26 protein-coding genes are annotated in these 25,636 nt (G+C 50.3%); 12 read left to right on the forward strand and 14 right to left on the reverse strand.

Going from position 1 to position 25,636, the window contains the following annotated elements:
• The coding region (locus tag ACN4EG_RS21775; protein ID WP_431632298.1) for a hypothetical protein at nucleotides 1-187 on the forward strand (187 nt) is incomplete at its 5' end.
• A gap of 548 nt (nucleotides 188-735) precedes the next feature.
• Here the strand turns inward: ACN4EG_RS21775 and ACN4EG_RS21780 are convergent.
• Nucleotides 736-1,290 (reverse strand): TetR/AcrR family transcriptional regulator, encoded by a 555-nt coding sequence (locus tag ACN4EG_RS21780; RefSeq protein ID WP_431632299.1) that lies wholly within the window; start codon nucleotides 1,288-1,290, stop codon nucleotides 736-738.
• 331 nt (nucleotides 1,291-1,621) lie between these two features.
• On the opposite strand from ACN4EG_RS21780, the gene ACN4EG_RS21785 reads away from it, so the two are divergent.
• From ACN4EG_RS21785 to ACN4EG_RS21800, 4 genes are all read left to right on the forward strand, one after another.
• Nucleotides 1,622-2,224 (forward strand): glutathione S-transferase family protein, encoded by a 603-nt coding sequence (locus ACN4EG_RS21785; protein ID WP_431632300.1) that lies wholly within the window; start codon nucleotides 1,622-1,624, stop codon nucleotides 2,222-2,224.
• 45 nt (nucleotides 2,225-2,269) lie between these two features.
• Entirely contained in the window at nucleotides 2,270-3,217 is a 948-nt protein-coding gene (locus ACN4EG_RS21790; RefSeq protein ID WP_431632301.1) for a pyridoxamine 5'-phosphate oxidase family protein, read from the forward strand.
• A gap of 84 nt (nucleotides 3,218-3,301) precedes the next feature.
• Nucleotides 3,302-3,727, forward strand: a complete 426-nt coding sequence (locus ACN4EG_RS21795) for a nuclear transport factor 2 family protein (RefSeq protein WP_431632302.1) — start codon at nucleotides 3,302-3,304, stop codon at nucleotides 3,725-3,727.
• A 196-nt stretch (nucleotides 3,728-3,923) separates the two neighbouring features.
• Nucleotides 3,924-4,838: a hypothetical protein gene (locus tag ACN4EG_RS21800; RefSeq protein WP_431632303.1), complete on the forward strand. Its 915-nt coding sequence runs from the start codon at nucleotides 3,924-3,926 to the stop codon at nucleotides 4,836-4,838.
• A gap of 29 nt (nucleotides 4,839-4,867) precedes the next feature.
• Here the strand turns inward: ACN4EG_RS21800 and ACN4EG_RS21805 are convergent, their stop codons facing one another.
• From ACN4EG_RS21805 to ACN4EG_RS21820, 4 genes are all read right to left on the reverse strand, one after another.
• Nucleotides 4,868-9,400 (reverse strand): CHAT domain-containing protein, encoded by a 4,533-nt coding sequence (locus ACN4EG_RS21805; RefSeq protein WP_431632304.1) that lies wholly within the window; start codon nucleotides 9,398-9,400, stop codon nucleotides 4,868-4,870.
• Nucleotides 9,397-10,221, reverse strand: coding sequence for a DUF928 domain-containing protein (locus ACN4EG_RS21810; protein WP_431632305.1), 825 nt, complete (start codon nucleotides 10,219-10,221; stop codon nucleotides 9,397-9,399). The genes ACN4EG_RS21805 and ACN4EG_RS21810 overlap by 4 nt, the downstream gene beginning before the upstream one ends.
• A 71-nt stretch (nucleotides 10,222-10,292) precedes the next feature.
• Nucleotides 10,293-12,227, reverse strand: a complete 1,935-nt coding sequence (locus ACN4EG_RS21815) for a CHASE2 domain-containing protein (RefSeq protein ID WP_431632306.1) — start codon at nucleotides 12,225-12,227, stop codon at nucleotides 10,293-10,295.
• Nucleotides 12,228-12,594: 367 nt separating this feature from the next.
• Nucleotides 12,595-13,290 (reverse strand): ribonuclease T2 family protein, encoded by a 696-nt coding sequence (locus ACN4EG_RS21820; RefSeq protein WP_431632307.1) that lies wholly within the window; start codon nucleotides 13,288-13,290, stop codon nucleotides 12,595-12,597.
• A 228-nt stretch (nucleotides 13,291-13,518) separates the two neighbouring features.
• On the opposite strand from ACN4EG_RS21820, the gene ACN4EG_RS21825 reads away from it, so the two are divergent.
• Complete coding sequence (locus tag ACN4EG_RS21825) at nucleotides 13,519-13,848, forward strand: hypothetical protein (protein ID WP_431632308.1); 330 nt, start codon at nucleotides 13,519-13,521, stop codon at nucleotides 13,846-13,848.
• A 119-nt stretch (nucleotides 13,849-13,967) separates the two neighbouring features.
• Nucleotides 13,968-15,878: a leucine-rich repeat domain-containing protein gene (locus ACN4EG_RS21830; RefSeq protein ID WP_431632309.1), complete on the forward strand. Its 1,911-nt coding sequence runs from the start codon at nucleotides 13,968-13,970 to the stop codon at nucleotides 15,876-15,878.
• Here ACN4EG_RS21830 and ACN4EG_RS21835 read toward each other — a convergent pair.
• On the reverse strand, nucleotides 15,868-15,993 hold the full coding sequence (locus ACN4EG_RS21835) for a hypothetical protein (protein ID WP_431632310.1): 126 nt from the start codon (nucleotides 15,991-15,993) through the stop codon (nucleotides 15,868-15,870). The genes ACN4EG_RS21830 and ACN4EG_RS21835 overlap by 11 nt on opposite strands.
• Before the next feature lie 29 nt (nucleotides 15,994-16,022).
• On the opposite strand from ACN4EG_RS21835, the gene ACN4EG_RS21840 reads away from it, so the two are divergent.
• Together ACN4EG_RS21840 and ACN4EG_RS21845 are read left to right on the forward strand one after the other, a co-directional pair.
• The gene (locus ACN4EG_RS21840; RefSeq protein WP_431632311.1) at nucleotides 16,023-16,295 is read left to right on the forward strand and encodes a hypothetical protein; all 273 of its coding nucleotides are present in this window, start codon (nucleotides 16,023-16,025) and stop codon (nucleotides 16,293-16,295) included.
• 187 nt (nucleotides 16,296-16,482) lie between these two features.
• Nucleotides 16,483-17,310 carry a prepilin peptidase gene (locus ACN4EG_RS21845; protein WP_431632312.1) on the forward strand — a complete coding sequence of 276 codons (828 nt, stop codon included), beginning with the start codon at nucleotides 16,483-16,485 and terminating at the stop codon, nucleotides 17,308-17,310.
• 152 nt (nucleotides 17,311-17,462) lie between these two features.
• Here ACN4EG_RS21845 and ACN4EG_RS21850 read toward each other — a convergent pair whose 3' ends face one another.
• The 5 genes from ACN4EG_RS21850 to ACN4EG_RS21870 form a co-directional block, all read right to left on the reverse strand.
• Entirely contained in the window at nucleotides 17,463-17,807 is a 345-nt protein-coding gene (locus ACN4EG_RS21850) for a hypothetical protein (protein ID WP_431632313.1), read from the reverse strand.
• A gap of 38 nt (nucleotides 17,808-17,845) precedes the next feature.
• Nucleotides 17,846-18,211: a hypothetical protein gene (locus tag ACN4EG_RS21855; RefSeq protein WP_431632314.1), complete on the reverse strand. Its 366-nt coding sequence runs from the start codon at nucleotides 18,209-18,211 to the stop codon at nucleotides 17,846-17,848.
• A 19-nt stretch (nucleotides 18,212-18,230) separates the two neighbouring features.
• Nucleotides 18,231-18,449, reverse strand: coding sequence for a hypothetical protein (locus ACN4EG_RS21860; RefSeq protein WP_431632315.1), 219 nt, complete (start codon nucleotides 18,447-18,449; stop codon nucleotides 18,231-18,233).
• 104 nt (nucleotides 18,450-18,553) lie between these two features.
• Nucleotides 18,554-18,691: a hypothetical protein gene (locus ACN4EG_RS21865; RefSeq protein WP_431632316.1), complete on the reverse strand. Its 138-nt coding sequence runs from the start codon at nucleotides 18,689-18,691 to the stop codon at nucleotides 18,554-18,556.
• Between the two features lie 68 nt (nucleotides 18,692-18,759).
• Complete coding sequence (locus tag ACN4EG_RS21870) at nucleotides 18,760-19,335, reverse strand: AAA family ATPase (RefSeq protein ID WP_431632317.1); 576 nt, start codon at nucleotides 19,333-19,335, stop codon at nucleotides 18,760-18,762.
• 389 nt (nucleotides 19,336-19,724) lie between these two features.
• Here ACN4EG_RS21870 and ACN4EG_RS21875 point away from each other — a divergent pair, with 389 nt between their 5' ends.
• Nucleotides 19,725-20,066 (forward strand): thioredoxin family protein, encoded by a 342-nt coding sequence (locus ACN4EG_RS21875; RefSeq protein ID WP_431632318.1) that lies wholly within the window; start codon nucleotides 19,725-19,727, stop codon nucleotides 20,064-20,066.
• A 198-nt stretch (nucleotides 20,067-20,264) separates the two neighbouring features.
• Here ACN4EG_RS21875 and ahcY read toward each other — a convergent pair whose 3' ends face one another.
• On the reverse strand, nucleotides 20,265-21,542 hold the full coding sequence (gene ahcY, locus ACN4EG_RS21880; protein WP_431632319.1) for an adenosylhomocysteinase: 1,278 nt from the start codon (nucleotides 21,540-21,542) through the stop codon (nucleotides 20,265-20,267).
• 459 nt (nucleotides 21,543-22,001) lie between these two features.
• Between ahcY and ACN4EG_RS21885 the strand changes: the two genes are divergently transcribed.
• Both ACN4EG_RS21885 and ACN4EG_RS21890 read left to right on the forward strand, forming a co-directional pair.
• Nucleotides 22,002-22,244, forward strand: a complete 243-nt coding sequence (locus tag ACN4EG_RS21885) for a hypothetical protein (RefSeq protein ID WP_431632320.1) — start codon at nucleotides 22,002-22,004, stop codon at nucleotides 22,242-22,244.
• Nucleotides 22,231-22,680 carry an HNH endonuclease gene (locus tag ACN4EG_RS21890; protein ID WP_431632321.1) on the forward strand — a complete coding sequence of 150 codons (450 nt, stop codon included), beginning with the start codon at nucleotides 22,231-22,233 and terminating at the stop codon, nucleotides 22,678-22,680. Before ACN4EG_RS21885 ends, ACN4EG_RS21890 begins: the two co-directional genes overlap by 14 nt.
• 17 nt (nucleotides 22,681-22,697) lie before the next feature.
• On the opposite strand, the gene ACN4EG_RS21895 is transcribed toward ACN4EG_RS21890, so the two are convergent.
• Both ACN4EG_RS21895 and ACN4EG_RS21900 read right to left on the reverse strand, forming a co-directional pair.
• Nucleotides 22,698-23,942: a hypothetical protein gene (locus ACN4EG_RS21895; protein ID WP_431632322.1), complete on the reverse strand. Its 1,245-nt coding sequence runs from the start codon at nucleotides 23,940-23,942 to the stop codon at nucleotides 22,698-22,700.
• Nucleotides 23,943-24,189: 247 nt separating this feature from the next.
• Entirely contained in the window at nucleotides 24,190-25,293 is a 1,104-nt protein-coding gene (locus ACN4EG_RS21900) for a helix-turn-helix domain-containing protein (protein WP_431632323.1), read from the reverse strand.
• Nucleotides 25,294-25,636 lie beyond the last annotated feature (343 nt).

Raw genomic sequence — 25,636 nt, forward strand, 5'->3', positions numbered from 1 at the left:
TCTACCGCCTTATTGCTCAGAAATGAATCCCATTGAAGGGGAGTGGCATCAGTTAAAAGCTCACGAGATCTCAGGACAGATGTTCGATAATTCCTATGACTTAGCCATGGCCGTTATCGCTGGGGTAGAAAACCGCTATTTTCCCAAAGGTTATAAGGTTGAACGTTTTATATTTAATTCAGCCTAGCTACTTAATAGTGGCTTGTACCTCTTCGCGAGTGCCGCATAGATAAAATTGCAACGGTCTATGTTCCGAATCGGTTACACGATCGGAACTATCAAAACCAATAAACATGGGATTTCTCCTGATTGTAGAGACGGGAAGAAATCCCAAAAATTAAGACCACCCTTTTGTGCAGGACAAGTAGGGTGGCCCGATCGAATGTTACAATCCGTGTCAGACCGCCGAGCTGCCTGGTTCAGCTTGGGGGTTTAGCTGCCCACCGTTGGCTTCAACAACGTTGGGTAGCGCCTTAATTTTCGGGAAACAAGCTGATTCAATCGGGGTATTACAACACGGTTGTACTCAGCTATGACAGACAACACTACGGAAAACTCGCGGGTCTGTCAACTACCCTGAGACACTTCGCAACAGTGTGGATTGGCAACAGCAGTTATCGGGCTGCGCTCAGCACACTAGCCGCCGTTAAATTAAACGCAGGAAACGTTGGGGAGCAAATGATCTGTGTTCCGGTGTAGTCCTGGAATTGATACTGCCCTGCGACCCAGGCTCCGTCAGTTGAAAATACCTCTACAGAGTTGTTGCGGTAATTGTTTGATAACGCGCTGAAACGGGGCAGCATCTTGTAGCCCTTGGGATAAAATCAACGCGCCCTGGATCGCAATGACGCCATCTTCCCCCCGTTGCTGAGCCAGGTTAGCATCCATCCCAGCTTCCACCAGCACCGCCGCGATCGCCGCAATCCAGTCCCGCAAAATCTCACTGACCTGAGCGTGAAAAACATCACGGGCAGAACCCAACAGCAAAATGGCAAAGAGACAGGGTTGTTGCCCACCCTCATACACCTTATAAACCCGATCGCCCATGCGCTGCAAGCGGGCTAACGGTTCCCCTGGACTCCGAAGCATTTGCAGCACATTTTGCTCCAGCCAGCCTTCCAGATAATCCAGCACAGCTTCTACCATTTCATCCTTACCGCCGGGGAAGTGATGGTACAGACTGGCTCGCCCCAATCCAGTGGCCTCAGAAATTCTGGACAAGGTCGCGCCATCGTAGCCATACTGCCGAAACAGGTTCAACAGGCAGGGAATATAGATGTCTTTGGGCATGGGACTGACTTGCAATGGAGCTAGGGAATCGAGCAATTGAAAGTAGCTATTGACAGTGTACCGTTCGTTCGGTATAAATTAGATGTACCGAACGAACGGTACAGTCCTTGACACCCTCTCCGAGGAACCCTGTCACTTCACGATCGCATTCAACCCAGCCCCATGCAGGACTGAAGCCTCGCCCTACTCAGATTTGCCCCGGACTCAAAGCTTCACAAGCCAAAAGCTTCATAAGCCAAAAGCTTCATAAGTCTCGCCTGCATTATCCCGCCTGCATTGTTTTGATCTCTACCGTTTCATCTTTACCCCTGCGCCAAAAAGGAGCATTCCAATGATTAAGCTCTACGGTCATGAAATCTCTGGTAACAGTTACAAAGTTCGCTTGATGCTGTCATTACTCAACTTGGACTCCGAATGGGTCAGAGTGGATCTGATGAAAGGCGAACATAAGTCGCCAGAATATCTCGCCATGAATCCCTTAGGACAAGTACCACTCCTAATAGATGGGGAAACGCAACTAGCCGATGCCCAAGCCATTTTGGTCTATCTGGCGCGGCAGTATGGCGGTGACCCGTGGCTCCCGCTGGATGCGCTACCCTTAGCACGGGTAATCCGCTGGTTATCGATCGCCGCTGGAGAAGTGCGCCAAGGGCCGGAAAATGCGCGTCTTTACCATTTATTTGGCGCTGGAACCAACATTAATATTGAGCGGGCGACCCAAAAATCCAACTTGATTCTCAGTCAACTCGATCAGCATTTGCAAACCCATGATTGGTTGGAATTTGACCATCCCACGATCGGCGATGTCGCTGTTTTTCCCTATGTTGCTCTCGCCCGCGATGGAAAAATTGATCTAGATGCATTTCCCAACGTGTTGAATTGGATCGATCGCATCAAACAATTACCGGGTTACATTCCGATGGCTGGTCTGTAGTTCTCTGCCATTCAACCCATTCCACTACACAGGAGAGAATGCACCATGGCCAATCCAGGCTGGGCACAAACCCAATCCCCCTTCCACGTGGGAGAATTAGCCATTCAGGCGCGCTTGGGCGTTCAGGAACAGATCGACAAACAAGGTCGGCGAATCATTCGGAACTATCTCCCCGATCAGTTTCGGCAATTCTTTGCCCAACTGCCCTACGTCATTGTCGGCACGATCGATGCAAGCGGGAATCCCTGGGCTTCTATCCTGGTCGGTGCTCCAGGCTTTCTCTCCACACCGGACGATCGCACATTGAAAGTGGTTGCCCAGCCCCTCTTGGGCGATCCCTTAGCCGCTAATCTGGCGCAGGGCATTGACATTGGCTTTCTGGGGATTGAACTGCCAACCCGTCGCCGTAACCGGATGAATGGAATTGTCACTGCCACCCAGGCCGATGGCTTTGAGGTGCAGGTACAGCAAAGCTTTGGCAATTGTCCCCAGTACATTAAAGCCCGCAGGTCTGAGTGGGCTGAAGTGGCTCCAAGCACTCAACCCCCCCAAGCGATCGAACAATTGGGGGAACGAGAACAAACCCTAATCACAACCGCTGATACCTTCTTTATTGCCACCGCCTATCAAGCTGAATCAGCGGGCGCGGCGAGTGGAGTGGATGTATCCCATCGGGGTGGAAAACCGGGTTTTGTCAGGATTGAGGACGATCGCACTTTAACCATTCCTGATTTCTCCGGTAACCATCACTTCAATACCTTGGGCAATCTGGAGTTGAATCCCCATGCTGGACTTTTGTTTATTGATTTTTCTCAAGGCCATTTGCTCTACTTAACAGGGATTGCTGAAGTGATTTGGGACGGGCCTGAAATTCTGACCTATGCTGGGGCAGAACGCTTATTGCGTTTCCATCTGCAAACGGGCTACTCCGTGGCAGGAACTCTGCCGCTGCGTTGGTCAGATCCCGAGTTTTCACCGTTTCTCGTTGGCTAAGCTGCCCTGAAACCCTGTCCCACAAAGGCTGGGTTGTTGCATAGCCCCGTTATCTCATCTCAACTCACAATCGGAGCCCCCACGATGGAAACTAACCCCCCCCTGCCTCCCTTCACCCTAGAAACCGCTCAGCTCAAAGTCCAAGCGGCTGAGGATGCCTGGAATACCCGCGACCCCGATCGCGTGGCACTGGCCTATACCGAAGATTCTGAATGGCGGAATCGATCGGAATTTTTTAGTGGGCGACCTGCGATTAAAGAGTTTCTTAAACGCAAATGGGCCAAGGAACTGGACTACCGTTTGAAGAAAGAACTCTGGTGTTTTATGGACAACCGCATTGCCGTGCGATTCGAGTATGAATGGCATGATGATTCAGGAGCCTGGTATCGCGCCTATGGCAATGAAAACTGGGAATTTGCTAGCAATGGTCTGATGATGCGTCGGTTTGCCAGCATTAACGATGTACCCATTCAAGAATCGGAACGCAAGTTTCGCTGGGAGCGCACCTAATGACTTGACCAACCGTGACTGAATAGGAGTGGAGTTTATAGCTTGTTGAAGCTGAAGCTGAACCGAATTTTGCATAACTCGGAAACCCCAGCACTATAAAATCGTCTAGCAAATGAAATATTTCGATCGTCCTTTTTCCCTGATTTCACTGTTAGGGTGCTGGACAATTCTTTGAAAGCCCACTCCTCAATCTCCTATGCGTTATTCGATTGTTGCCTTGAGTTTCCTGACCCTCTCCACCCTGCTGACGGGTAGTCTGACCACCGCTGCTGGACTAGCTCAGTCTTCCACCGTCCCCACTGCACAACCCGGCCTCAGCGACGAAATTGGGTGGGAATTTGTCGGCGAATCGACTCTCAATTCCACCCAAATTGTCGAAACGGAATATGTGGGCGACTGTCCCGGTAGCGAGATTGAAACCAAGGAAGCCCGCTTCACTTCCAGCAAAACCCAACCGAGCGATCGCCGTCGGGTGATTGTACGCAACACCACCAGGGGCCTCAGCGGAGACACCCTGCCCTTCACCAACCGGGAATATGACAAGGGCCGATCGTCAGAACCTACCAAAATGGAATTCGGTACCAGCCACTCTTCTAAGCGCTTTCGGGTACTGCCGGGAGTCAATGAATTTGAATATGAAATTCGCGATCGCGATCGGGTGATTGATTCCGGAAAATTCAGCGCCAATATTGAAAAAGCCACCCGCCAAATTACCCGCAATGCCCAATGGTATAACGAAGAAGTTTGTGCTAATTCTTCCGTTTCCAATAACGTTTGTGCAGATTTGCGGCAGCGTCGGCAATTCCGTTGTTCTACAGGCAAAGTGTTGCAAAGTTACTTTGAATCCGACGATTCTCCTAGCTATCGCACTTTGATTTCCAATCAGACGAATAAATCCATTCGCCTTTCGATCGATGGCGATTTCTACCGCTTGGAATCCGGGGAAAGTGTGCGCATCCGGCGGCGGAGCTCCTTTGAAGTTCGCTACAATCCCACCTGCCAAACCTGCGAATTGACCCACAGCAACTATGTGGAAGCTGGCAAGCGGGTGAAATTCCGCCGCCAGAATGACCGTCTGGAACTCGTGGACTATCCCCGTAACGATTACTAGGATGATGCCCAGAACCCTCAGCGATGCCCTTACCAAGGACTCCCAATGAGGGTGAAGGCTGACCAGTAGTAGGGATGAGATAGGGCCCGATCGCCCAAACTAGCCAACTCATCGGGCACCGCCACCTGTCCCCCTGACCAGACCAACTGCCCATTGTGTAACTTCACCGTTCCCCTCAGCATTTGGATCTGCGCTCGCCGAATCGCTTCCGCCTTAATGGGAGACTGGCGCAACTGTTGGTAAAACTCGGCCATCAGCCCCGAGGTACCTTCATCACTAACATTCCACAGACTCGCTAAGGCCGATCGCGCCCCCGCCTGCACCGCCAACCCTGCAAAGCCCAACTCCGCCTCCCGATCGCCCAACGCCATCCGACAGGCACTCAACACCAGCAAATCGATCGGCGGGTCATTCCACTGGAGATCCCGCAACTGATCGAGCCGGAGCCGTCGATCCTGAAGTTGAATGTAGGAGTCCGCTAAGTCACCGGGCAAAAACTCGCCATGGGTGGAGAGATGCACTAGTCCAAAGGGTTGGCGTTGACGTTGATTTTTCAGGTTTGTCAGTGTGAAATCTTGATTTAATAACGTGCTTCCGGGCCACAGTCGGCGAATATTGGCCAATTCCAATTTGACTGCTGGAAGGGGCGCTTGGTCAGCAAATTGCGTGGCTCCGGCGGCCAGGACTGCCGCTTCCCCTAAATCCACCAGTCGCGGATCGGTGAGACTGAGGCTGGGCATCAGGCCAATGCTGTAGTTTTCGATCAGAAACTGTTTACCGTCGTAGAGTGCGGCTAAGGGAATAAACCGGAGTCCTGTGTCCATCACAAAGGACACATTGCCAATCCGTCGATCGCGCAATTCTTGTTCGATCGGACGAATCAGCCAGTCATAGAGTTTTTTAGCGGATTTCAAATAGCTGCGGGTGTTGGTTTTGCTGGGATCGGCCACTTCCGATCGGAATTGCTGGGCCAGGGCTAGAACTTGCGCGCGATCGGCCTGGGGAATGCGCAGAACGTAGGGAGGCTCAGTGGGGGTCACCAACAGCAGTTCCAATGCCTCCTGCTCCTTGACGACTAATTTGATATCCTTTTCCTGCCGTTCGATCGAGCCTTCCGTCGTGGGGACAAATCCCACATACAGCAATGCCGGTCGGATTCCGGTCACCTCAGCCACTCGTTCTAAGGTTTTACGCGCCGCACCCAAGGAAATCACTCTCGGTAGATCCGGCAAATCTAAATAATCGGAAAACTCAAAGGTGTGATCATTTTCCCAGTTATCAAACTGACTCCCGAGATCTAACAAATCATCATCGGTATCCGGTGGCGTTTCATTCTCATTAGGCGATTTTTGTTGAATTTCGGGGAAAGGAGGCAAACCATCGGTTGGTAGTATTGGGGCCGTAATTTCGGGGGTAATGATGGTAATGGTACTGGGGGCGGTTCCTTGTACGAAAGTCCCAGAAATTGCTCGCGTAGGGTCTAAGCGGTTGGTTATCCCTGTTGTAATTGTGGCAGCAGTGCCGCTAATGCTGGCATCCCCGATCGTAAACGGAACATTGGGTGCTAATCGACTTGCGCGAATGATGATAGAGCCACCGCTAATTGCACCTGCTGTAGAAATGCTAGAGAGAATGTTATTTTGATCGGTAAAGCTGCTGCCCATGCGGAGAAATCGGGCTGTGGTGATGTCTACCTGCCCACCAATCCCGTCGCTTCCCCCCTGAGCATTAATGAAGCCAATTTCGATATCCCCTTCCGGATCAATCAAGACATTCCCCCCATCCCCCCGATCGGAATGGCTGTCGATTGCTTCGAGGCGAATTTGCTCTTGGGCAATGACGGTGATGTCGCCCCCTTTACCGTCGCTATTGGCACTACTGAGAAACAGTTTGGGCGCATCGATCGAAGCAGCTTGTAAGGTCAGTTTGCCGCCTGCGGTACCAAAGGCAATGCTATCGGGAACGGTGAGGGTTCCGGTGAGTTTGAGGGTAAAATCACCCCCTTCGGTTAAAACGAAGGTATTGGGAAAAGTCAGATCGCCAGCTTTACTGAGGCTAAAATTGCCGCCCCCTGTGCGGAGGATGGGAGGCAGTAGCAAGTTTTTGGGAGCCAGTTGATCGCCGATCGTCAAGCTACTGCCAGACAACAGAAATTCATCCGGCATGGAGAGGGTTCCGCCTGCATTCACAACCAGCTTGCCGTTTTTACCCAGTTCCACAGTGCGATTGCCAATCACGATCGGTTCTTCGGTCACCGGATCAAGTGTCGTGATCTCGCCCCCCACAGTTAAATTTTGAGCAGCCCACAGGTTAATGGTTCCTGCTCGATCGGTGCCGCTAGCACTAATCACCCCCGTTTTCAGGCTGCCTTGCTGGGCAGTAATATCGATATTGGAACCCACTTTTGCATTGCTAGAGCGAACATCTTTAACATCAATATTCCCTTGCTCACTCAACAGAGAAATCTCACTTGCGGAATCGCCAGCGTTGCTAGGAATGGTCGGCACAATCCCCGTCCCAAAATCTCCAACCGCACCCAAAATCACATTAGTGGATTGAATCGTTTGGCCCGCTGAGATTTGAATATCTCCCGCACGGCTGAGCCCTTGGGTAATTAGCCCTTGGATGCTCACCGCTCCGGTCGTCGATAGCGTGACTGTACCGCCCACCGGATTGGCGACTTCAGAAATGATGCGGCCTGTAGAAATGCCGCCAGTACCTGCACTGAGGCTGATATCGCCACCCGTTTGGGGCAGAAGATTGGTAGGAACAAGACCCTCAATTAAGAGATTTCCTGTGGTAATGCCCCCGCTATTAGCAGTGAGGGTCATATTTCCGACGGTTGTTGGAAAGAGGGGTTGTTGAATGGTGAGATCGGCAGTTTGAATATCACCCGATCGAGCCGTGAGATTGATACTCCCAGCTGATAAATTGTTAAAGTCACCGGGACTTGTTGTAATTTCTCCAACACTAATGTTGTTTGCTGTAATCGTCAGATTACGGCCTAGGGTATTAATATTACGGCCCGCCCCATTGAAGTTACCCAATGCTTCAAAGGTCACTGTAGAGTTGTCGGAAGCATTAAAGGTAATATCTTGGCTTAAATTGATATCACGGCTGGCTTGGAGAATTAAATTCCCCGTGATAGCTTCAATTTCGTTAGCCTGGATACTCAAATCTGCAGTTGTTCCAAACTGATTAAATAAAATACCGTTATCTAAGTTGACGGGGGGAAGGTAAGGACTGAAACCGATGATATTAATATCTTGCGGATCAAGTAAAACTGTTCCCGCAGGCCCTTGACTGGCACTAACATCCGCCTTGCCTAGGAAGCCGAGCTTCTGTTTGCCGGAGACTTCCACAAAGCCGCCTTGGGTAATACCTTTGGCCGTAATTTCGCCGTTAAACTGCGTGGCCCGATCGCTCCAGGCAATCACCCGTCCGCCGGAACCAGATTGCAACGCATCGGCTTGGATTGTGGAAGCTTGATCAATGTAGGTTTGTTCTGCGTTGGGAATGGTACCTTTGCCTTGATAGTCTCCTCCAATGCGAATAGTACCTCCGCCAGCATTGCCCGAAGCATTGAGATTCGCATCAACGATCGCGACTTGCTGACCCAAGGTCGTAATGCTTCCACCCCGTCCATTGGTGACCTGGGGATTAGAAACATCCTGGGTGCCGGAGACGATCGTGGTTCCCGGTGTGGTTGGAATTTTTAGGTTCGATCCGGTCAGTTGCAACGTGCCATCGGGATTGACCGTGACCCCCGTTGCTGTGGGTAGATTGCCACCCGTTAACAGTTCCGGTAGAGCCGTGGTGCGGAAGCTGTCAGGGTTGCCTGTCCAGGGCTGGAGTTCTAAGCTGAGTAGGCCGTCGCTGGTATCTAACGTCGCCACCGTTTGCCCAGACACCGAGGCGATCGTAATTTGGCCGCCCGGTGCAGATAGGGTACCGAAGTTAAATACCGTCCCTGCCAGCAAGCTAAGATTTTGCCCTGTGGAGACGGCTAGGTTGCCAAAGTTAGCGATCGGGCTCGGTTGCGCAGCCGTAAAGGCAAAGGAACTAGGAATCCCTAGTAAGGTGCTGTAGTTATTACTGCCAAAAACATTGAGCCACTGATTACCAAAGCCCACACGATCGGCAGTAGTTGCGGTAAACGCAGCGGGAACATTGAGAGACGCATTGTTGCCAAACAAAATTCCCGCTGGATTAATCAGGACTAAATTAGGATTCCCTCCCGAAACTTGAAGCAATCCGTTGATGATAGAAGGATTACCCCCATTAACGCTACCAAGGATATTTTTTAACGCGGGGTTAGCTAAAAAGTTAGCGGTTTCTCCAGCCTCCAGACCAAACTGTGTAAACCGATGAAATAAATTGCTGCCATCCTGGGAACGGCTGCCCCCGGTAATCTCAAAGCGGTTCCCCTGTTGGTTGACGATCGTTCCAGTCCCATCAGCGGCAGGTACGATCGACTGGGCTTCCACGCCAGTGACAAGGCCGATCGTCCAAACTGGCCAACTTAGCAGAGCAATAATAAACCGATTAGATAATGTATTCATAGTTTTTCTCTTAAGGGAACTTGACAACAAGAATTTAAAGGCTGGGTCGCCACGTCTTCCAACCCTGCCGTTTTCAAAAGACTATGCCACTCTTTTTCTACTGCGCTATTTTGCGGCTGCTGTAACCGGAGAGCCCCCAGAGTTGTCAAGGCATCATTCCAGATACCTGCCTGGAGATAGCGTTTTGAGCGTTCGATCGGAGGCTTTAATAGAATTTCTTGAAACAATGTCGGGTCTGTTTTTAACCGAATCATTGCAAAGTCAACGAATTGATTCATAGAGGTATCTTTTTCATCACACTTCACCACAAATTTCCAATGCACCAGTTGATTGATGGCTAAGGGAGATTCCGTTTTCGGTAGTTGTAAATGGATGATTCCGGGTTGGGCTTGCTGGAGGGTAAGCACTGTGCGCTGTACGGTATAGCGCTCATCTTCGGGATCGGGTTCCTCCACCCGCAGTTCAGCGGAATGCGCTGGGGTGAGGGGATAGGGCAAGTAGAACCAAAAGGTGGGATAGGCTTCGGTGGTGGAACCGACAAACAGCGGCGTTTCTTGCCCTTCCCGCAGCATGGGCACGAGGGCCATCAGGGGCTGATCCGATCGACAGCCACCCCGGCTAGCTGCCCCCCGAGGCCGATTGTTGTCCGCCCGTCGGGATTGTCCGGTGAGTAGTCGCCAGAGACGCTCTGGAACGGATTGGGCGGTACTAGGCGGGGTGTAAACACCTACATTCAGGCCCGTTAGCAATAAGACCATGCCCACGGAGAGAAACCGACGGTTACAGGACGATTGACGCCAATGTTGTAGAAGCTTTGCCATATCGATATAAGTAAATTAGATTAACTGCTGACTTAACTATTGGATTAATCTTGAATCAAGCATTGAATTAATTATGGTTTTGTGATTGCTTTTAACTGTTGCTGCCGAGTCGTTACGGCTACTGCTAGGCTGGCGGTTGTCACTAACATCATTGCTGGAGGCAGAAGTGGCACCCATCTATGCCCGACGATGAACACCAGATAGGAAACACCGACTAATCCCCCGATCGCAATGCCTAGAAAGACAACCCGCCGCAGCGGATCTAACCATAGAAAGACAATGGCACTCCCCACACCGCCCCAGGCCCAAATCCACAGAACATCCAACCAAAGGGGCCATACCTGCAGCAAAGGCCGAGCATTCAGTACGGCACTTAGCAGTTGACTGGTCATCTGGGCTTGCAACACTACCCCCATAATAGGGCCATAGGGTGTTTTGAAATAGTCGTTGTTGGCCTCGGAGGTGATACCAATAAGGACAATACGATCGCGGACATCCTGTTCAGTCAAACGACGATTAAGCACCTCTTCTAAAGTGACTCGTTTGGCCAGATTATTGACTTGCTCCTGGGGCGTTTTGCCGGAGCCTAGACGGTAGTTCACGAGTAGGTAATGGCCCTCGGAGTCGATGCTGCCTTGGTAGGCATTGCTAAATAGCCCGAGGCCCGATAACTCCGCTTTTCCTAAAGCAATCGATCGACCGATGGCATCAAGGGTAACTTCAGGAATTTTAGAACCTTGCGCCCGCTGGAGATAATGAGTGGCCACAGCCCAACTAAAGGAGGCGATCGTCGGACAGGGCATTTCGGGTAAGGGCTTACGCACTAGCATCTGTTTGCGAACGATCAAGTCAACATCATAGACAACATCGGAAAAGCCTAATCGATCGACGGGAATATTCGGTGGAGGATTGATAGCTCGATTGCTAGTAGGATCGCGACCGTCGCCGTTGGGAAGTTTACAAAGGCCAATGATACGATCGTCGGTTTGGAAGCGTTGGGCCAGTTGTTTTACCTGGGGATCGATCGCAAAATCGCGATAGAGATCTAAGCCGATTAAGCGAGGCTGGTAGGGAAGGAGTTCGCTGAGGAGGCGGTTGAGGGAGACATCGGAGAGGGTGCCTCGGGCGTTTTCGTTGCGTTGCAGTTGGGCTTTGATGTCGGCTTCCGTGACTTCGATGATTAAAAAGCGATCGTCGGGGCCTTCGACGGGTTTAGTTTGGGCGAGGCGATCGAAGGCCCACAGTTCGATCGGTTCCAGTAAACCTGTGACGCGAATTCCCCCGATCGCCAAGAGCATCGCGGCACTGGTGAGCACTAGGGTGGGCAGGCTGGGGCGATAGCCGGGGGCTTTGCGGCTGGTGGTGATGTATTGGGTTTGCAGTTCCGTGGGGGAGGGGGCTTTGGTTGGACTCGCTTGTAACCAGGTTTCTGCTTGAATTAAGTCTTTGCCCCGCAATAAAAAACTGGGGTCGCGGTGGTTGCGATCCCATTCCAGGGCTTTGATTTGCAGGCGAGTGTGTTGTTTGGCGTAGTCCAGATCGGTGTCGATCGCGGTGACTAAGGTTCGGAAGCCTTGCTCAAAATCATCCTGATCGCGCAGAAAGATCCAGTTGAGGGCACTGAGTGTAGGGTGGACTTGCTGCGGATCAACATCGCGGTAGATAACGGGAACGAGGCGTTTATTGTTTTGGATGGCGTGTTCAATTTCCCAACCGCAGACTTCTGAAGTGACTGAATCAGGCGAGAGAATAAAGACGAAGGTGTTGGCGGCTTCGATGCCGGATTGAATGGATCTCCACCACTGTTCGGTGGGTTGAATGTTTTGCCAATCGACCCAGAGATCCCGATCGCCTTGGCGTAGGGCGTCATGCAATTTCTGCACAAAGGCTTTGTCCCGACGGGAGTAGGAAATGAAGACGTCGGGGGTGGAACCCGGCGGCAGATCTGGGGGACCGAAGGGGGGCGGATTCGATGGATTCGATCGGGCTTTAAAGCGAGGCAACATAAAGTACAGGATAGAGCATGGGTGATCTGGGTGAAAATGGCTGAAAAATGGATTAAATAACGGGGGATAACTGGAAAATTGAGAATGCTGATCAGCTAATAGAATCGGAGCATTTAAGGAACACGCAGGTCACAACGGGTCACATTTTTTAGCGTAGTTGTCTAGTTTGAATTTGACAATGATACAACGGCTGACAATCAGGTCTGGGTAAGTAGCATTTGATACATGCCAATGCTGGGTGATGCAGAGACGCTAGGTTAAAAAAGATGCCTTAGGGTTCTCCCAAGGCAATTAAAAAGAAATACGATCGTGATTAAAGAAGTGTAGAGATTAGTCAATGAAAATTGAATTGTGGGGGCAACACCAATTAACGAACGCTTCGCACTAGAAAGTTGGGTTGGCCACAACTTTTCTGGGAGTTTTTCAGAATTTGGCTGCTACAGTTTCCCGGTTGCCCGTTTTTGCTATGGCAAACCATGACTTCTTTGAGGAAGCGTCCGGAGCCGGAGCAGGTGGGGGCGAGGCTGTTTTCGGTCATGGCGGGGTTTGCGAGGATGAAGTCTTGCTTGAGGTCGCCGATCGTGGTGCGGAAGGGTTGGGTGGGTTTTATGTAGCGATCGGGGATTTTGACGCCGTTTTTCAGGTCAAAGGCGAGTTGGTGGTATTTGGTTTGGCTAAGGCCGGAGCAGGTGCCGTGTTTTTCCCATTCGTGGGTGTAGAGTTTGGAACTGGGATAGAGGTTGGGAAATTGTTTTTTGATTTTGGGGTCAAAGGCTTCGGTGGTGCAGTTGGCGGGCCAGCCGCTGTTGTATTGGGGCCAGAGGCCATGGAGGACGAAGCCGAGTTGTTTGCCTTTGCTGCATTGGTCGGGGTCGCGGGAGCCTGCGGTTTCGCAGTAGTCGGGGGACCAGGAGAGGGTGAGGACGTAGAAGTCAAATTTGCCGGGGACGTTTTTGCTGGTGTTGACGGGTTTGGATTGGGGTCTGCGCCGTGCTTCGGAGATGAAGGGGACGAGGCAGAGGGTGGCGAGTAGCAATGTAGGGAGGATTGCTTTTTTCAACATAGTTAAGTCCCGATAGTGAATCCCGATCGACAAGGATCTAGAAAGTGGATGTTTGCTTAACAGGGCTGTAGGAGCCATACATCAGGGTAGGGGATCTTTCCAGAAATGTAGCGATCGTTGCAATATTCGTTTAAGTTCAGGGTCGCTCGGGTTTGCGAAAGGTGACGTTATTCTGAGAACGATCGAGGATACTGAAATATAATCGGATTGTAGGTTGAGGATGGTGAAATGCTTGATGAGTATAATCTGAGCCATGCAGTGCGCGGACGGCGACACCAAGCCAAAGTTGGGCTGGATTTACCGGGTGTACAGTTTTTGACCAATAGCAAAGGCCAGAAAACGGCTGTTCTTCTGAGTCTTGAGGTTTATGATGAATTGTGGCGATCGACAGTCAGTCAGTTTACCAATCTTCCGGATGTTCAATTTCTGATTGATGAGCGGAATGAGACTCGATCGGTGTTGCTTGATTTTGCCCATCATTTACCGCTTTGGCAGACGCTTTATGATCAGATTATTCAGACTGTGCCGGGGTATAACAGCGATCGAGTGAAAGGTTGAACCGATCGCCCCCCTTTTGCCCTTTCCCCTTTACCTTTTACCCTGTCTCCCTCCCCCCCCTCCTACCCTTTCCTCAATTCTTCTGCGAAAATAGAAAGCAACTGAGGTGAGGCCACGAGATGAGACGAGATGAGCTACTAGCGGTTATTGAAGAGGCAAAGCGGAGTGGCCAGACGAGTCTTCATTTGTCAAGTCAAGATATTCAAGAACTACCTCCAGAGATCGGGCAATTAAGCAATCTCACTTCCCTTTACCTCATCGACAACCGACTAATAACCTTGCCGGAATCAATTGGGCAATTAAACAGTCTCACTTCTCTTTACCTCAGCTATAACCAACTCACGATATTACCAGAATCGATCGGAGAATTAAGTGAACTTACTTCCCTTCACCTCGATCATAACCAACTCACGACATTACCAGAATCGATCGGAGAATTAAGTGAACTCACCTGCCTTGATCTCAACTCCAGCCAATTAACGGTATTACCGAAATCGATTGGAAAATTAGTCAACCTCACTTCCCTTTTTTTAAGCTTTAATAAACTAACAACATTGCCCGAATCGATCGGACAATTAATCAACCTTACTTCCCTTCTCCTAAGTTTCAATAAAATAACAGCATTGCCAGAATCAGTGGGGCAGTTAAGTAATCTCACCTCTCTGAACCTTAGCGGTAACCGACTGATGAGCCTACCTGAATCAATTGGACAATTAAATAATCTCACTTCTCTCCACCTCAGCAGTAACCGACTGATGAGTCTACCTGAATCGATATGGCAACTGACCAACCTTATTTCCCTTGATCTCAGTGCTAACAAACTAATAGTATTACCCGAATCAATCGACCAATTAAATCAACTTAAAGAATTAGATTTAAATGCAAATAAAATACAGGATTTGCCGCTAGAGCTAACTCATCTCAACCAACTTAAAAAACTAGATATTCGTAACAATAATTTAGGACAACTCCCCCTAGAAGTTAGAAGAAAGTACACGCAACCTGAGCCTGTATTTAATTTTCTAAGGCAACTTAAAGCAGAAAAATCTAATAAAATCTACGAAGCTAAACTATCAATTATTGGAGAAGATCAAGTTAGCAAGCCCAGCCTGGAAAATCACCTGGTCAATTCTCAACACTTTCTTAAATTTGACAATCATCTCAACATCCTGCAAGCGATCTCTCAGGGACATTCCTCTACAGCCGCTTTAGCCAAGGAACTTTCGTTACCCCCTACCCTCATCATTCACCTGCTAGAAGAATTATCCGAAGCCGGATTTATCAAAGCGGCACTTGCCTACCGATCGGGGCATCGTGAGATTGTAGAAAGCTTCTTGACCAACAAAGGGCGAGTAGTAGTTGATGCCCCAGAGCATTTTTTGAAGTCCTCCACAAGCTTGCAAAATAGTCCCCAAATTTGGACGGGAGATTACGTTGCTGGAGATAAAATTGGCAACGATAAGGTGATGGGAGATAAGATTGTCAACATTCAACCTAATTCCTATCCTCAGGCCGCTGATCACGCTCAACCGTCTGTGCTACCTTACCCCACGGCTCCTTCACCTTCTATAACCTCTCCTAACATGAATTCTCCCCTCAAAATTTTCGTTAGCTACAGCCACGAAGACGCCGAATGGTTGAAAAAACTGCAAATCCACCTCAAACCCCTTACCCGCAAAGGTACGATCGATCTTTGGGACGACACCCGCATCCAAACTGGTGACAACTGGCTCCAGGAAATTGAAACCGCCCTCGCCAACGCCCAAATCGCCATCCTCCTCGTCAGCCCCAACTTCATCGCCTCCGACTTCATCGCCGACAACGAACTGCCCCCCCTCCTCGACGCCGCCCAAGCCAACGGCCTCAAAATCTTCTGGATTCCCATCAGCTACAGCAGCCACACCGAAATGGACTTCAACAAATACCAAGCCGCCCACAACCCCAAACAACCCCTCGCCAGCCTCCCCCCCGTCGAACAAGACCGCGTCCTCGTCAAAATCTGCCAAGACATCAAACGCCTCACCACCTAATCCCGATCGGCCCCCGCAAACCCAACCCTCGCCACCCGATCGCCCACCACCCGGCAGACCCCACCTTGGCAGCAAAGATTTTCGTTCCATCGGAAGTTTCTGAAGTAGAATCCAAACGAAGCTTCCAACAAAAGGGTTGAGTTCGTGATTCAAGTTCTAGCAGCGCCAATGGAGACGGATGTGGACAACGAAGCATTTGAATTAGGGATCGATCCGGCTCTAGTGCGGTCTGCCCGAGTCATTTACGAAACCTTCTACACCGTCCACCCCGAAGTTACAGACCTCCCCCTCGGTGTCGCCATTAACCGCTTCACCCACCGAGGCAAACTCATCTTCTCCGGCAAACCCATTTTGCTACCCCAGGAATGTTTTATTCCCTTTGAACTATTTGACCATCCCCTAGGGCAATATGAGTAAGACCCAATCAATTTGTGATTGCAACCCATAACGATCCCCCTAAATCCCCCTATCTCCTTCGGAGAGGCTACGCCAAAAATAAGGGAGACTTTGAAATAATTTGGCTGAATTCCCCCCTTTTTAAGGGGGGCTAGGGGGGATCGGATCTGCGGCATTGATCAATCAATTTCGCGCACAACCCTCCGCCATGGATTTCCTATTTGAACTCCCTATTTTTGCCTTCGTCTTATTCCTGGGCGCATCGATCGGAAGCTTCCTCAACGTCGTCATCTATCGCCTCCCCGCCGGACTCTCCCTCATCCATCCGCCCTCCCGCTGTCCCCACTGCCTCACCCCCCTCCGCAAACGGGAAAATCTGCCCGTCATCGGCTGGCTCCTGCTACGCGGCAAATGCGCCCACTGCCAAGCCCCGATCGCCCTCCGCTATCCCCTCGTCGAACTGATCACCGGACTGCTCTTTCTCGCTACCTTTCTCCAGTTCGGTTGGACTTGGCATACCCTCGGCTATTGGGTCTTAATTAGTTGGCTATTGTCCCTAGCATTAATTGATCTAGATACCCTCACATTACCCAACGTCCTCACCCAATCCGGCTTAGTATTCGGACTAGCATTCCAAACCACGATCGCCATCGCCACCACCCAAACCCTCACGGGTGGAATTCACGGCCTAATGACGGGAGTAATCGCCGCAGTATTAGGCATTTGGTTGCTGGATATAATCACCTGGCTCGGCGCGATCGCCTTTGGTAAACCGGCCATGGGCGGCGGAGACGCCAAACTCTTCGCCATGTTAGGCGCATGGCTCGGCTGGCAAAACATGCTGCTGTCCGGCTTCCTCGCCTGCGCCCTAGGAGCCTTCGTCGGGGGTGGCGCGATCGCCCTTCGCCTCCTCGATCGACAAAAGCCCATCCCCTTCGGCCCCTTCCTAGCCCTCGGCGCACTAATTGCCGTCTTCTGGGGCAACACCCTCATTTCTGGCTATCTCAACCTGTTCTTCCCCACCCTTTCCCCATAATCCTGAATTGAAAAACCTCTTCCCCAGCTATCCACCCGAGAAGAGGTCTCTTGCTATCAGGGTGACGAAGATAGTTAAAAGCCTTGCTGGACAGTAGCCATAGCCTTAAACCCTTGCCGATAAAACCGTCTCTTATTGGGATTGAGACGCAATCAAGCCAACAGGGTATCCTGCATCCTGCCCCAGCAATTCGCCCAGATTAACGCACAACTGCCAATGTAAAAGTGAGTGTGACGGGGATAGGTGCGATGGGATTCTGTAATGCCACGAGTTAAGTAAGGTCGTACTCCTTGAGCATTACAATGACGAGCTTTCAGTGCCACACTCGTGTAAGCGATCGCAATCATCAGAATTAAATTAAGCAATCGTTGCCCACGCACCTGAGTGGACTCTAAACAATAACCCCCTAACTTCCAGTCCTGAAACATTTCTTCAATTCGAAATCTTCTGGCATAGGCTTTCAGAGCCATTTCTAGGGTCGGTAAGTTGGTCAGCAAGTCCAGGGTTCATCACTATTCGCGGTCGCCCACTACCACTAACGAATAGCCAGGGCTTGAAGGACAGGTTCTATGACTTGTTGTTGCTCGGCTAAATTGCTAGCACCAAGTTTATCCAACAACTGCCAGCAAATCGGAAAGGCACGGTTCCCCCAAGCCACCGTCACAATCAACAAATTCACATCCTGCCAGTGGGTGCGATCTATGATTACATAGACCGATTGACCCGACCGGAATTGCCGTGCCATCCAGACCAGCACCACCGGAAACCACAGGCTTTTGAGATCCCAATCGGGCAAATCGAGAAACCGTTGTAACCGTTTGCGCCGACTTTCTGCCCGTATTGGCAAGCTCAACTCATGGGCTAGGGTTTCCAGTTTCACCTGCCGCACTTGTTGCAACAAGTCAATAGTGTTAGAACCGTTAACGCTGGCGTTCGCGACTCAGTATGCTGATGTATTGTCCGTCCGAATGCACGATCGGCATGGGTTGACTCCAATGAATCCTGTCTGCGTACCGTAACGCATGGAATTGATTAATCGTGTCTTGAATGAAGTCGTAATGACCGATTAAGTGGATCTGTAAGCGTTGTTTCTCATGTTGAACCGAACGATCGCTCCGATCACTAGAACCTTTCGCCATATTGTGAGCTTCTCCTTGTAGTGAACCTAAGAAGCCCCAAAATTTAGAGCCACCCCGTTTGACATCACAAACAAGAGTGGCTCGGTCAGATGTTAAAATCCTCATCAAGCCTCCTTGCTGCTACTCCAGCGAGGGGGAATAGCTACCCGGAGTTGGTGGTACAACGAAGGGTAGTGCTCTAAATTGTTGGGAACCCAGCGCCCCCATGCTTCATGCCGACCCGTTGAAAGAAGGATGTCCATGGCGATCGCTATGAGAAACACACTACGAACAAAGTAGCGGCCTTGTCAATCCCGGTTTACAAAACTGCTTAATTTGTATTTTGAGGTGATTTTGTACTCGAAAGCTCGTCGATCGTCCCCTGAGCAAGCTGAGCGCACCACTGCTCCGTCTGTTGCGGCGAAGTCAAATGAATGACCGACAAATGGGCATAGTCCGATCGCTGAAATAGCAAAGGATATTCGCAGCGTCTTTTCCGATAGGTTTTCACCATCCACCACAATACAGAATCGGAACTCAAAAAAGACAGTTGAAAATTTTCCCGATTCCCATTCCACAGTTCCTCTCGATAAAACGATCGTCGCCAAGTCCGTCCCAACAACCGCCAAAACACCACCCAAAATGAGTAATCCAAAAACACGATCGTATCGGCTCGTTGCCAAATTAAATCCCGCACGCGGCTATAATTGCCATCCACCACCCAGCAATCGCCACTCAGTGCTTGGGTAATGCGATCGCGAAATGTTGCCTCTTCTGCCGGAGTCCAATGCGGCTCCCACTGCAACCCATCCAACTCCACATGCACCAGATCCAGCAACTCGGCCACTCGGCGGGCTAGGGTCGTTTTTCCTGAACCCGTCGTACCCACGATCGCGATCCGCTGCATAGCTCCTTCTCCCACTGCCCCATAGACCCCCAAAAAAACAGAATAGCGACAGATTCAACCTAGGGGCAAGCCATCTTCCAAACCCCTTTTTCACCCCCTGGGACTAATGAGAAATGTAACAGTTCATCTTGGGAAAATCACATTTAGCTTTATATTTAAAATCAGCAGGTTCCTCCTTCGCGGTCTCTCATGTTAGACCTAGTGGCATTGAAATAGGATCCACAATCTCTTGAGCAAGTCGCCAGTTTTGACTGGTTAGCGTTAGATATCAACCTTAAAAGTCAACATTAAATCGTTCTCAGCGAACTTTATTATCCCTGACTGAATATCAGTGACGCAGAATATCACTGACTATCCCCTCGATCGCGCGAATTTAAGGACCTATCACAATGAGCATTGTCAAATACATTCACGGTGAAGATTTAGAGCACCTATTAGCACAGGAAGAGTTGGTCATTCTGGGTTGTCTGGCGGAATGGAGTGGCCCTTGTCGGGTTATGGGTACGATCGTTGCACAACTCGCTGGCCACTACAGTCACCAAGTCAAGATCTTCAAGTTGGATACAGGGACTAATTTGCCAACGGTGCAACGTTTGGGATTGAAGAGTGTGCCAACGGTGCTTGTGTTTCAGTCAGGCCAGCCGGTAGCAGAGTTTGTTGGAATCACGCCCTACGAACAGATTAGCCAAACGATCGAACAGTTGTTAAGGATGTCCCTCATCGCAGGCTAGCTATGACCATAGCCAAAGAACTCAATAAAACTCAGAAAACAACTTAAACAAAAAAAGAACAAAAAAAAGGTGAGAAGTTTTAAAATCCTCTCACCTTTTTATTTGACTGAACTAAGCTAAAACCAGGAAAATATCTAGCTGAACCTTGAAGTCAGCTGCATTTCCGTCCGCTTGATGACAAGCGTTAGATTCCAGAACTTAGGTTCCAGAAGTCCAAGAGTTGATGTATGACAGTTGATCGGCGGTTAAGGCATCGATCGAGAAGCCCATGGCTTGCAGCTTCAACCGTGCGATTTCCTGATCCAAATCCGTCGGCACAGGGTACACACCAGGCGTCAGTTGACCTTGGTTCTTCACCAAGTACTCAGCACCCAGCGCTTGGTTGGCAAAGCTCATGTCCATCACCGCACTGGGGTGACCTTCCGCTGCGGCCAAGTTAACCAAACGACCTTCGCCGATCACCACAACAGACTTACCACTCTTCAGTTGGTACTCTTCGGTGAAGTTGCGCACGGTCTTGACTTCGGTGGAACGATCCTTCAGCGCTTCCAAGTCGATTTCGATATCGAAGTGACCGGAGTTACAAACGATCGCGCCGTCTTTCATGACATCGAAGTGCTCACCACGAATCACATGCTTGTTACCCGTGACGGTAATGAAGATGTCGCCGTACTGAGCTGCTTCAGCCATAGGCATGACGCGGAAGCCATCCATTACAGCTTCGATCGCGCAGACGGGGTTGATTTCTGTCACGATGACGTTGGCACCCAAGCCACGGGCCCGCATTGCTGTCCCCTTACCGCACCAGCCATAGCCTGCCACGACAATCGTTTTGCCCGCCAGCAGAATATTGGTTGCACGGATGATGCCGTCCAGGGTGGATTGGCCTGTACCGTAGCGGTTGTCAAAGAAGTGCTTGGTTTCCGCGTCGTTGACGTTGATCGCGGGGAAGGTCAACACGCCATCTTTGAACATCGCGTTCAGACGCACAACCCCAGTGGTGGTTTCTTCGGTGCTGCCGATCAGCTCTTTCACCTGCTCGGGCCGCTCTTTCACCAGCGTTGCCACCACGTCGCAACCATCGTCGATGATCAGTTGGGGACGGTGATCTAGCGCGATTTGCACGTGCTTGTGGTAGGTGGCGTTGTCTTCGCCTTTGATGGCATACACCGGAATGCCGTAGTCCGCCACCAAGCTAGCCGCCACATCATCTTGGGTAGACAGGGGGTTAGACGCGATCAGAATCGCATCGGCACCACCCGCTTTCAGGGCGATCGCCAGGTTTGCGGTTTCCGTGGTGACGTGGCAACAAGCAGAAATCCGAACGCCAGCGAAGGGCTTCTCTTGGGCAAAGCGATCGCGGATTTGCTTCAGCACAGGCATTTCCCGACCAGCCCACTCGATGCGCTGCTTCCCGCTCGGAGCCAAGCCAATATCCTTGATGTCGTACTTCAGTTGTACGGGGGTTGCAATCATGTTTCAATCCTTAGAGTTTGCTTCCTGTAGGACATCCGGGCACTCCAGCGCTCCAAAACAGCTTGAAGCAGAACCCTCGACACAATGTCCCCTGAACAGGGTAGCGGATAAACCCTCTCCGCGCCACGTACTTGCCGAACCCATGGACTAGCCAATGTCTTTGCGCAGGTCAACATGAGTCGTATCAGTCACTCACTCAAACCAGCCTAGAATGGCAGTTCTGGGCCTTACTCTGGGCATGAACGGGTGGCGCGCAGTCCCAACAGCGGGAGCGGCTACCTCCATACACCATACTCCTCTAGAGGGGCGATCGGTCAAGTCATATTTTTTATTTTTGAAAATTTAAAATTCAACGCCTCAAGAATCTGCGGAATCCGCCAATTTGCGAAGCGCTATAATCTAGCTTACAGATTCAATGTCAATGATTCATGCCGTCACTGTAGAGACCCTGTTGAGATCATGCTGACAACTTTAGGGCGACCCTCCTCACTGATCCATGAGATTTGTATTGAGAAGGTTGATAACTGGAATTTATTCAAATTTAGTGAGTCTTTGCAATTACGGATGGAGAATCTCTTAGAAAAGAAGAAGTTAGACCAACTGACGCCAGAAGAGATGGCAGACCTAGAGGCGATCGGAGAGTTAGATCGAATTTTTACTCATATCAATGCAATGGTGGTTGCTCAGGATGGCAATCAATGACGCAGCAAAGAAAATTGTTCGACAACGAGCAAATTACTTGTGTGAATACTGCCACTCTCCAGAACGTTTAAGCGCTAATCGATTTACAGTTGATCATGTCAGACCTAGGTCATTAGGCGGTTCCGATGAGATTGATAACCTTGCCCTAGCTTGTCGGCGTTGTAATGAAAGACGCTACAACTTTGTTGCGGGTATCGATCCAGAAACCCAGGAAATTGTACCAATCTTTAACCCACGGCAACAGTACTGGGGAGATCACTTCGTTTGGACAGAAAATGGTACTGTCATTCAGGGGGTGACTCCGACTGGCCGAGCCACCTGCATACGGCTCGATCTCAATGACACCCGTTATTCAACTGAGGACTCGATTCGAGGAACACGGCAACTTTGGACGAGGACTCGGTTACATCCTCCCTCTCAAGATCCGTCTGTATGAGCTAAGGCCGATCGAAATTAAGCGCGATCGGTTTCCTGGGGATGTCCACACTCTTTGCAGTAGGGCAAATATTGATAGGTGGGTTGGTGGCAGTTGGGACAATCAACAAATTGATAGAAACCACAATGGGGACAGTGACTATCCTGGGGACGAATTTTTCGACCGCAGCTAATGCACCGGGATTTCTGAACTCGATTGGCCGCTTGCAGTTTTTGGTTGAAAACGAAGCGTTGGAAGAGTTTGATAATTCCAAAACCAATCAGTGGAATCAGCAAGATGTATAAATAGCTGACCAGGAAGAGCAATCCGCCAAAGAGGGCTGTAATAACGTCAAAAACAAACTCAAACACCACACCCACTTGCAGAAACTCAAAAGCTTTCAGCAGGAGTGGAATGCAGAAAATAACCAGCAAATGCCAGCTAATCAGGGCAATTAAGCCATAGCCTCGACGGTTCGCCAATCGATGCACCCAAAGGGCAAGGCCAATCAACGGGATTAAAAATAAGGCTTGGAATAGAAATTGAATACTGGGATACCAGAAAGAGGCTTGGCGGTACCCTTGCTCAACGGTATTAAATTGGTCCCCATTGGCTAGGAATCCCAAAAATTGCGTAATTTCTGGTTTTGCTAGAAGCTGTTGTTTGAGGTCAGTAATTTCTTGCTTCAGGTTGGCGATCGACTGGTTGTTCTTATCCAGTTCCTGTTTGGCCTTTTCAGCGCTGACTTCGTTAATCGACTGATTCTTGGGTTGGCCTGCCAGCTTTTCCAGCAATGTCGAGTCGTACTGCGATCGAATCTTGGTATTCGCCTGTTCTAAGGAACGAATTTTCGTTTGGCGTTGCTCGATCGTTTGCAGCGTTTTGCGATTATCCGGTGTGTTAGCTTGGTCTTGGTATTCAGCAGATTTTAAACAAATCGGAGAAACGGTACCCAGATGATCGGTTTGCAGTCGTTGATAGCTTTGCTGAACCGATTCCTGGGAAACGTTCCTAATCGATCGCTGCAACAAGGCGAAGTCGCGATCGGCGGGTTTGTCGGGTTTTGCTGCGCGATAGTCTGACCACGCGCTATAGCAAGGATAGGCATCAGATGGATTGAGATACCACTGGCTGATATCGTTCAAGCCCATAAACACATTGGTGAGGATGAATAAATCCACCACCAAAATCACGATTAAACTCACTTTATTCAATGGTTCGTTATTGACCGTGCGGGCATTGCGATAAAACCGATTAAACCAGCGACCCAATCTAGCAAACATGATTCACTCTCAGCAGCAGGAGACAAATCTGCTGTTCTGCTTTGATTGTAGACAAGGACACCAGAATCGCTATTGAAAAATCCTGTTTGGTATCTGAAGATTCGTAAAGCTGGCTCCAACAAAAGTAGGATGCACTCCAATAAAAGGGGCAACCGATCTCGCCTAGACCCAGCCCAAGCACGATCGGCTACCCCACATCAATCTCAGCCCAACGGAGATACCTGTTCTATATCCAGTCCTGCGATCGCTACCGTAAAATTTCCGGAGCGGCTACCTGTTGACTAATGGGAGCCTTCATTTTGGCGGCTTTGGTGTCCGATTTAGATTGGATAGGCTCAGCGGACTGTTGCGGGAACGATTCATCAATTTGGATGGGAGCCACATTTGCCTTGGGAGCCGCTTGTTGCGAAAGCCAGAACACTCCCCCTGCCATGACGGCACCATAGGTCAGATATAAATGCAGGGGATGAACGCTCAAACCATTTCCCTTCTTAGGATTGGCTTCCGTTTGGCTGTGGTACCAAGTTGGTACGGCTTGGGCGGGTTGCGGATTAGGGAACCCGTCGGTTAAAGACCCTAGAGCCAAACCAAAGGTTTGCTCTAGCCGCCGCACAAACCCCCGCAGGTAAATATCCTCCGGCAGGTGCTCGATATTGCACTGTTCGATCGCTTGCAAATGATAGAGCGGAATAAACGTCCGGGCATGGATTTGAGCCAGCGAGAATCCCCGGCTTTGGCGCTCGTGCTTGATGCGGGCACAGAGACGACGCAGCCGCACCGCCCGTTCATCCGCAGCTTTCTGTGCCTGTTCCGCTGGGGTCAGTTTGCGTTCCCGAGGTTTCGGATGGAACACAGCCAAGGTATCGGGTTTGGTTTGCAGCACCTGTGCGATCGCCTTAAAGGTCGCAGCATCTTCTTGGGCTTCCAATTCCGTGCGGGTGAGGGAGGCGGGCTTCTGCGTCTCTCCTGTCCCCTCTACTTTGTGTTTGGAGGCGGGCTTGATTTCTGGTTGAACGTCTAGCTGAACCGCAGTGCAATCCATTTCATCTGTGGTTTCTGCGGAAGAGGTTTGGGACGCTTCGGGGGAAAGCAGCGCGATCGCCTCTCCAGGGTGAGTCACGCACCGCACTGCCAGTCGAATCGTTTCTCGAATGACTGACTTCAGCATGAACTGGGTACTGGTCCCATTTTCCACCGCTAGCTGCTGGAGTTGATCGAGCGCCTGTCGATAGACATCGCTGCGGCAGAGGGCTGTTTCTACTTGGGCGATAATTTGTCGGCATTGATCTGCCGCGTCAGCACCGGGCATTGTGTTATGTAAGCTTTGAAAAGCGCTATCCTGTGCGAGCATCCCTACATTCCTCATGAAATCAATCTTGATCCATCCCAGGCAGGTGCTGTGGGTGAATTTTCCTGCGGCAGTCCCCCTTGGACATACCTAGCCTTTCAATGACTTGGGGTAATTTCCGGAGAAGTTTGTAAGAATCACAAGAGATATATGGGGCAGTAGTCAAGCTTTTGGCGATCGGAGGTAGGTTATTGGAGATCGAGACAGTCGATACAATGAAAGATAAATGGTAACTACTCAGGCTTAAAAAAATAAAGAGTTTTACCAAGAATCGTGAAAAAGCAGGTAATTTAGCATCATATTAGGGATTAGAGATTGAATCAGTGAGAGAACCAGGGCTTCAACC

Origin of the sequence: Alkalinema pantanalense CENA528, from assembly GCF_050753345.1 — a bacterium.
GTDB lineage: Bacteria > Cyanobacteriota > Cyanobacteriia > Leptolyngbyales > Leptolyngbyaceae > Alkalinema > Alkalinema pantanalense.

Bases quoted from the DNA above. Each gene is read 5' to 3' on its own strand.
- ACN4EG_RS21780 (WP_431632299.1), bottom strand. From the start codon at position 1,290: ATGCCCAAAGACATCTATATTCCCTGCCTGTTGAACCTGTTTCGGCAG.
- ACN4EG_RS21785 (WP_431632300.1), top strand. From the start codon at position 1,622: ATGATTAAGCTCTACGGTCATGAAATCTCTGGTAACAGTTACAAAGTT.
- ACN4EG_RS21790 (WP_431632301.1), top strand. From the start codon at position 2,270: ATGGCCAATCCAGGCTGGGCACAAACCCAATCCCCCTTCCACGTGGGA.
- ACN4EG_RS21795 (WP_431632302.1), top strand. From the start codon at position 3,302: ATGGAAACTAACCCCCCCCTGCCTCCCTTCACCCTAGAAACCGCTCAG.
- ACN4EG_RS21800 (WP_431632303.1), top strand. From the start codon at position 3,924: ATGCGTTATTCGATTGTTGCCTTGAGTTTCCTGACCCTCTCCACCCTG.
- ACN4EG_RS21805 (WP_431632304.1), bottom strand. From the start codon at position 9,400: ATGAATACATTATCTAATCGGTTTATTATTGCTCTGCTAAGTTGGCCA.
- ACN4EG_RS21810 (WP_431632305.1), bottom strand. From the start codon at position 10,221: ATGGCAAAGCTTCTACAACATTGGCGTCAATCGTCCTGTAACCGTCGG.
- ACN4EG_RS21815 (WP_431632306.1), bottom strand. From the start codon at position 12,227: ATGTTGCCTCGCTTTAAAGCCCGATCGAATCCATCGAATCCGCCCCCC.
- ACN4EG_RS21820 (WP_431632307.1), bottom strand. From the start codon at position 13,290: ATGTTGAAAAAAGCAATCCTCCCTACATTGCTACTCGCCACCCTCTGC.
- ACN4EG_RS21825 (WP_431632308.1), top strand. From the start codon at position 13,519: ATGCTTGATGAGTATAATCTGAGCCATGCAGTGCGCGGACGGCGACAC.
- ACN4EG_RS21830 (WP_431632309.1), top strand. From the start codon at position 13,968: ATGAGACGAGATGAGCTACTAGCGGTTATTGAAGAGGCAAAGCGGAGT.
- ACN4EG_RS21845 (WP_431632312.1), top strand. From the start codon at position 16,483: ATGGATTTCCTATTTGAACTCCCTATTTTTGCCTTCGTCTTATTCCTG.
- ACN4EG_RS21860 (WP_431632315.1), bottom strand. From the start codon at position 18,449: ATGGCGAAAGGTTCTAGTGATCGGAGCGATCGTTCGGTTCAACATGAG.
- ACN4EG_RS21865 (WP_431632316.1), bottom strand. From the start codon at position 18,691: ATGGACATCCTTCTTTCAACGGGTCGGCATGAAGCATGGGGGCGCTGG.
- ACN4EG_RS21870 (WP_431632317.1), bottom strand. From the start codon at position 19,335: ATGCAGCGGATCGCGATCGTGGGTACGACGGGTTCAGGAAAAACGACC.
- ACN4EG_RS21875 (WP_431632318.1), top strand. From the start codon at position 19,725: ATGAGCATTGTCAAATACATTCACGGTGAAGATTTAGAGCACCTATTA.
- ahcY (WP_431632319.1), bottom strand. From the start codon at position 21,542: ATGATTGCAACCCCCGTACAACTGAAGTACGACATCAAGGATATTGGC.
- ACN4EG_RS21885 (WP_431632320.1), top strand. From the start codon at position 22,002: ATGCTGACAACTTTAGGGCGACCCTCCTCACTGATCCATGAGATTTGT.
- ACN4EG_RS21890 (WP_431632321.1), top strand. From the start codon at position 22,231: ATGGCAATCAATGACGCAGCAAAGAAAATTGTTCGACAACGAGCAAAT.
- ACN4EG_RS21895 (WP_431632322.1), bottom strand. From the start codon at position 23,942: ATGTTTGCTAGATTGGGTCGCTGGTTTAATCGGTTTTATCGCAATGCC.
- ACN4EG_RS21900 (WP_431632323.1), bottom strand. From the start codon at position 25,293: ATGCTCGCACAGGATAGCGCTTTTCAAAGCTTACATAACACAATGCCC.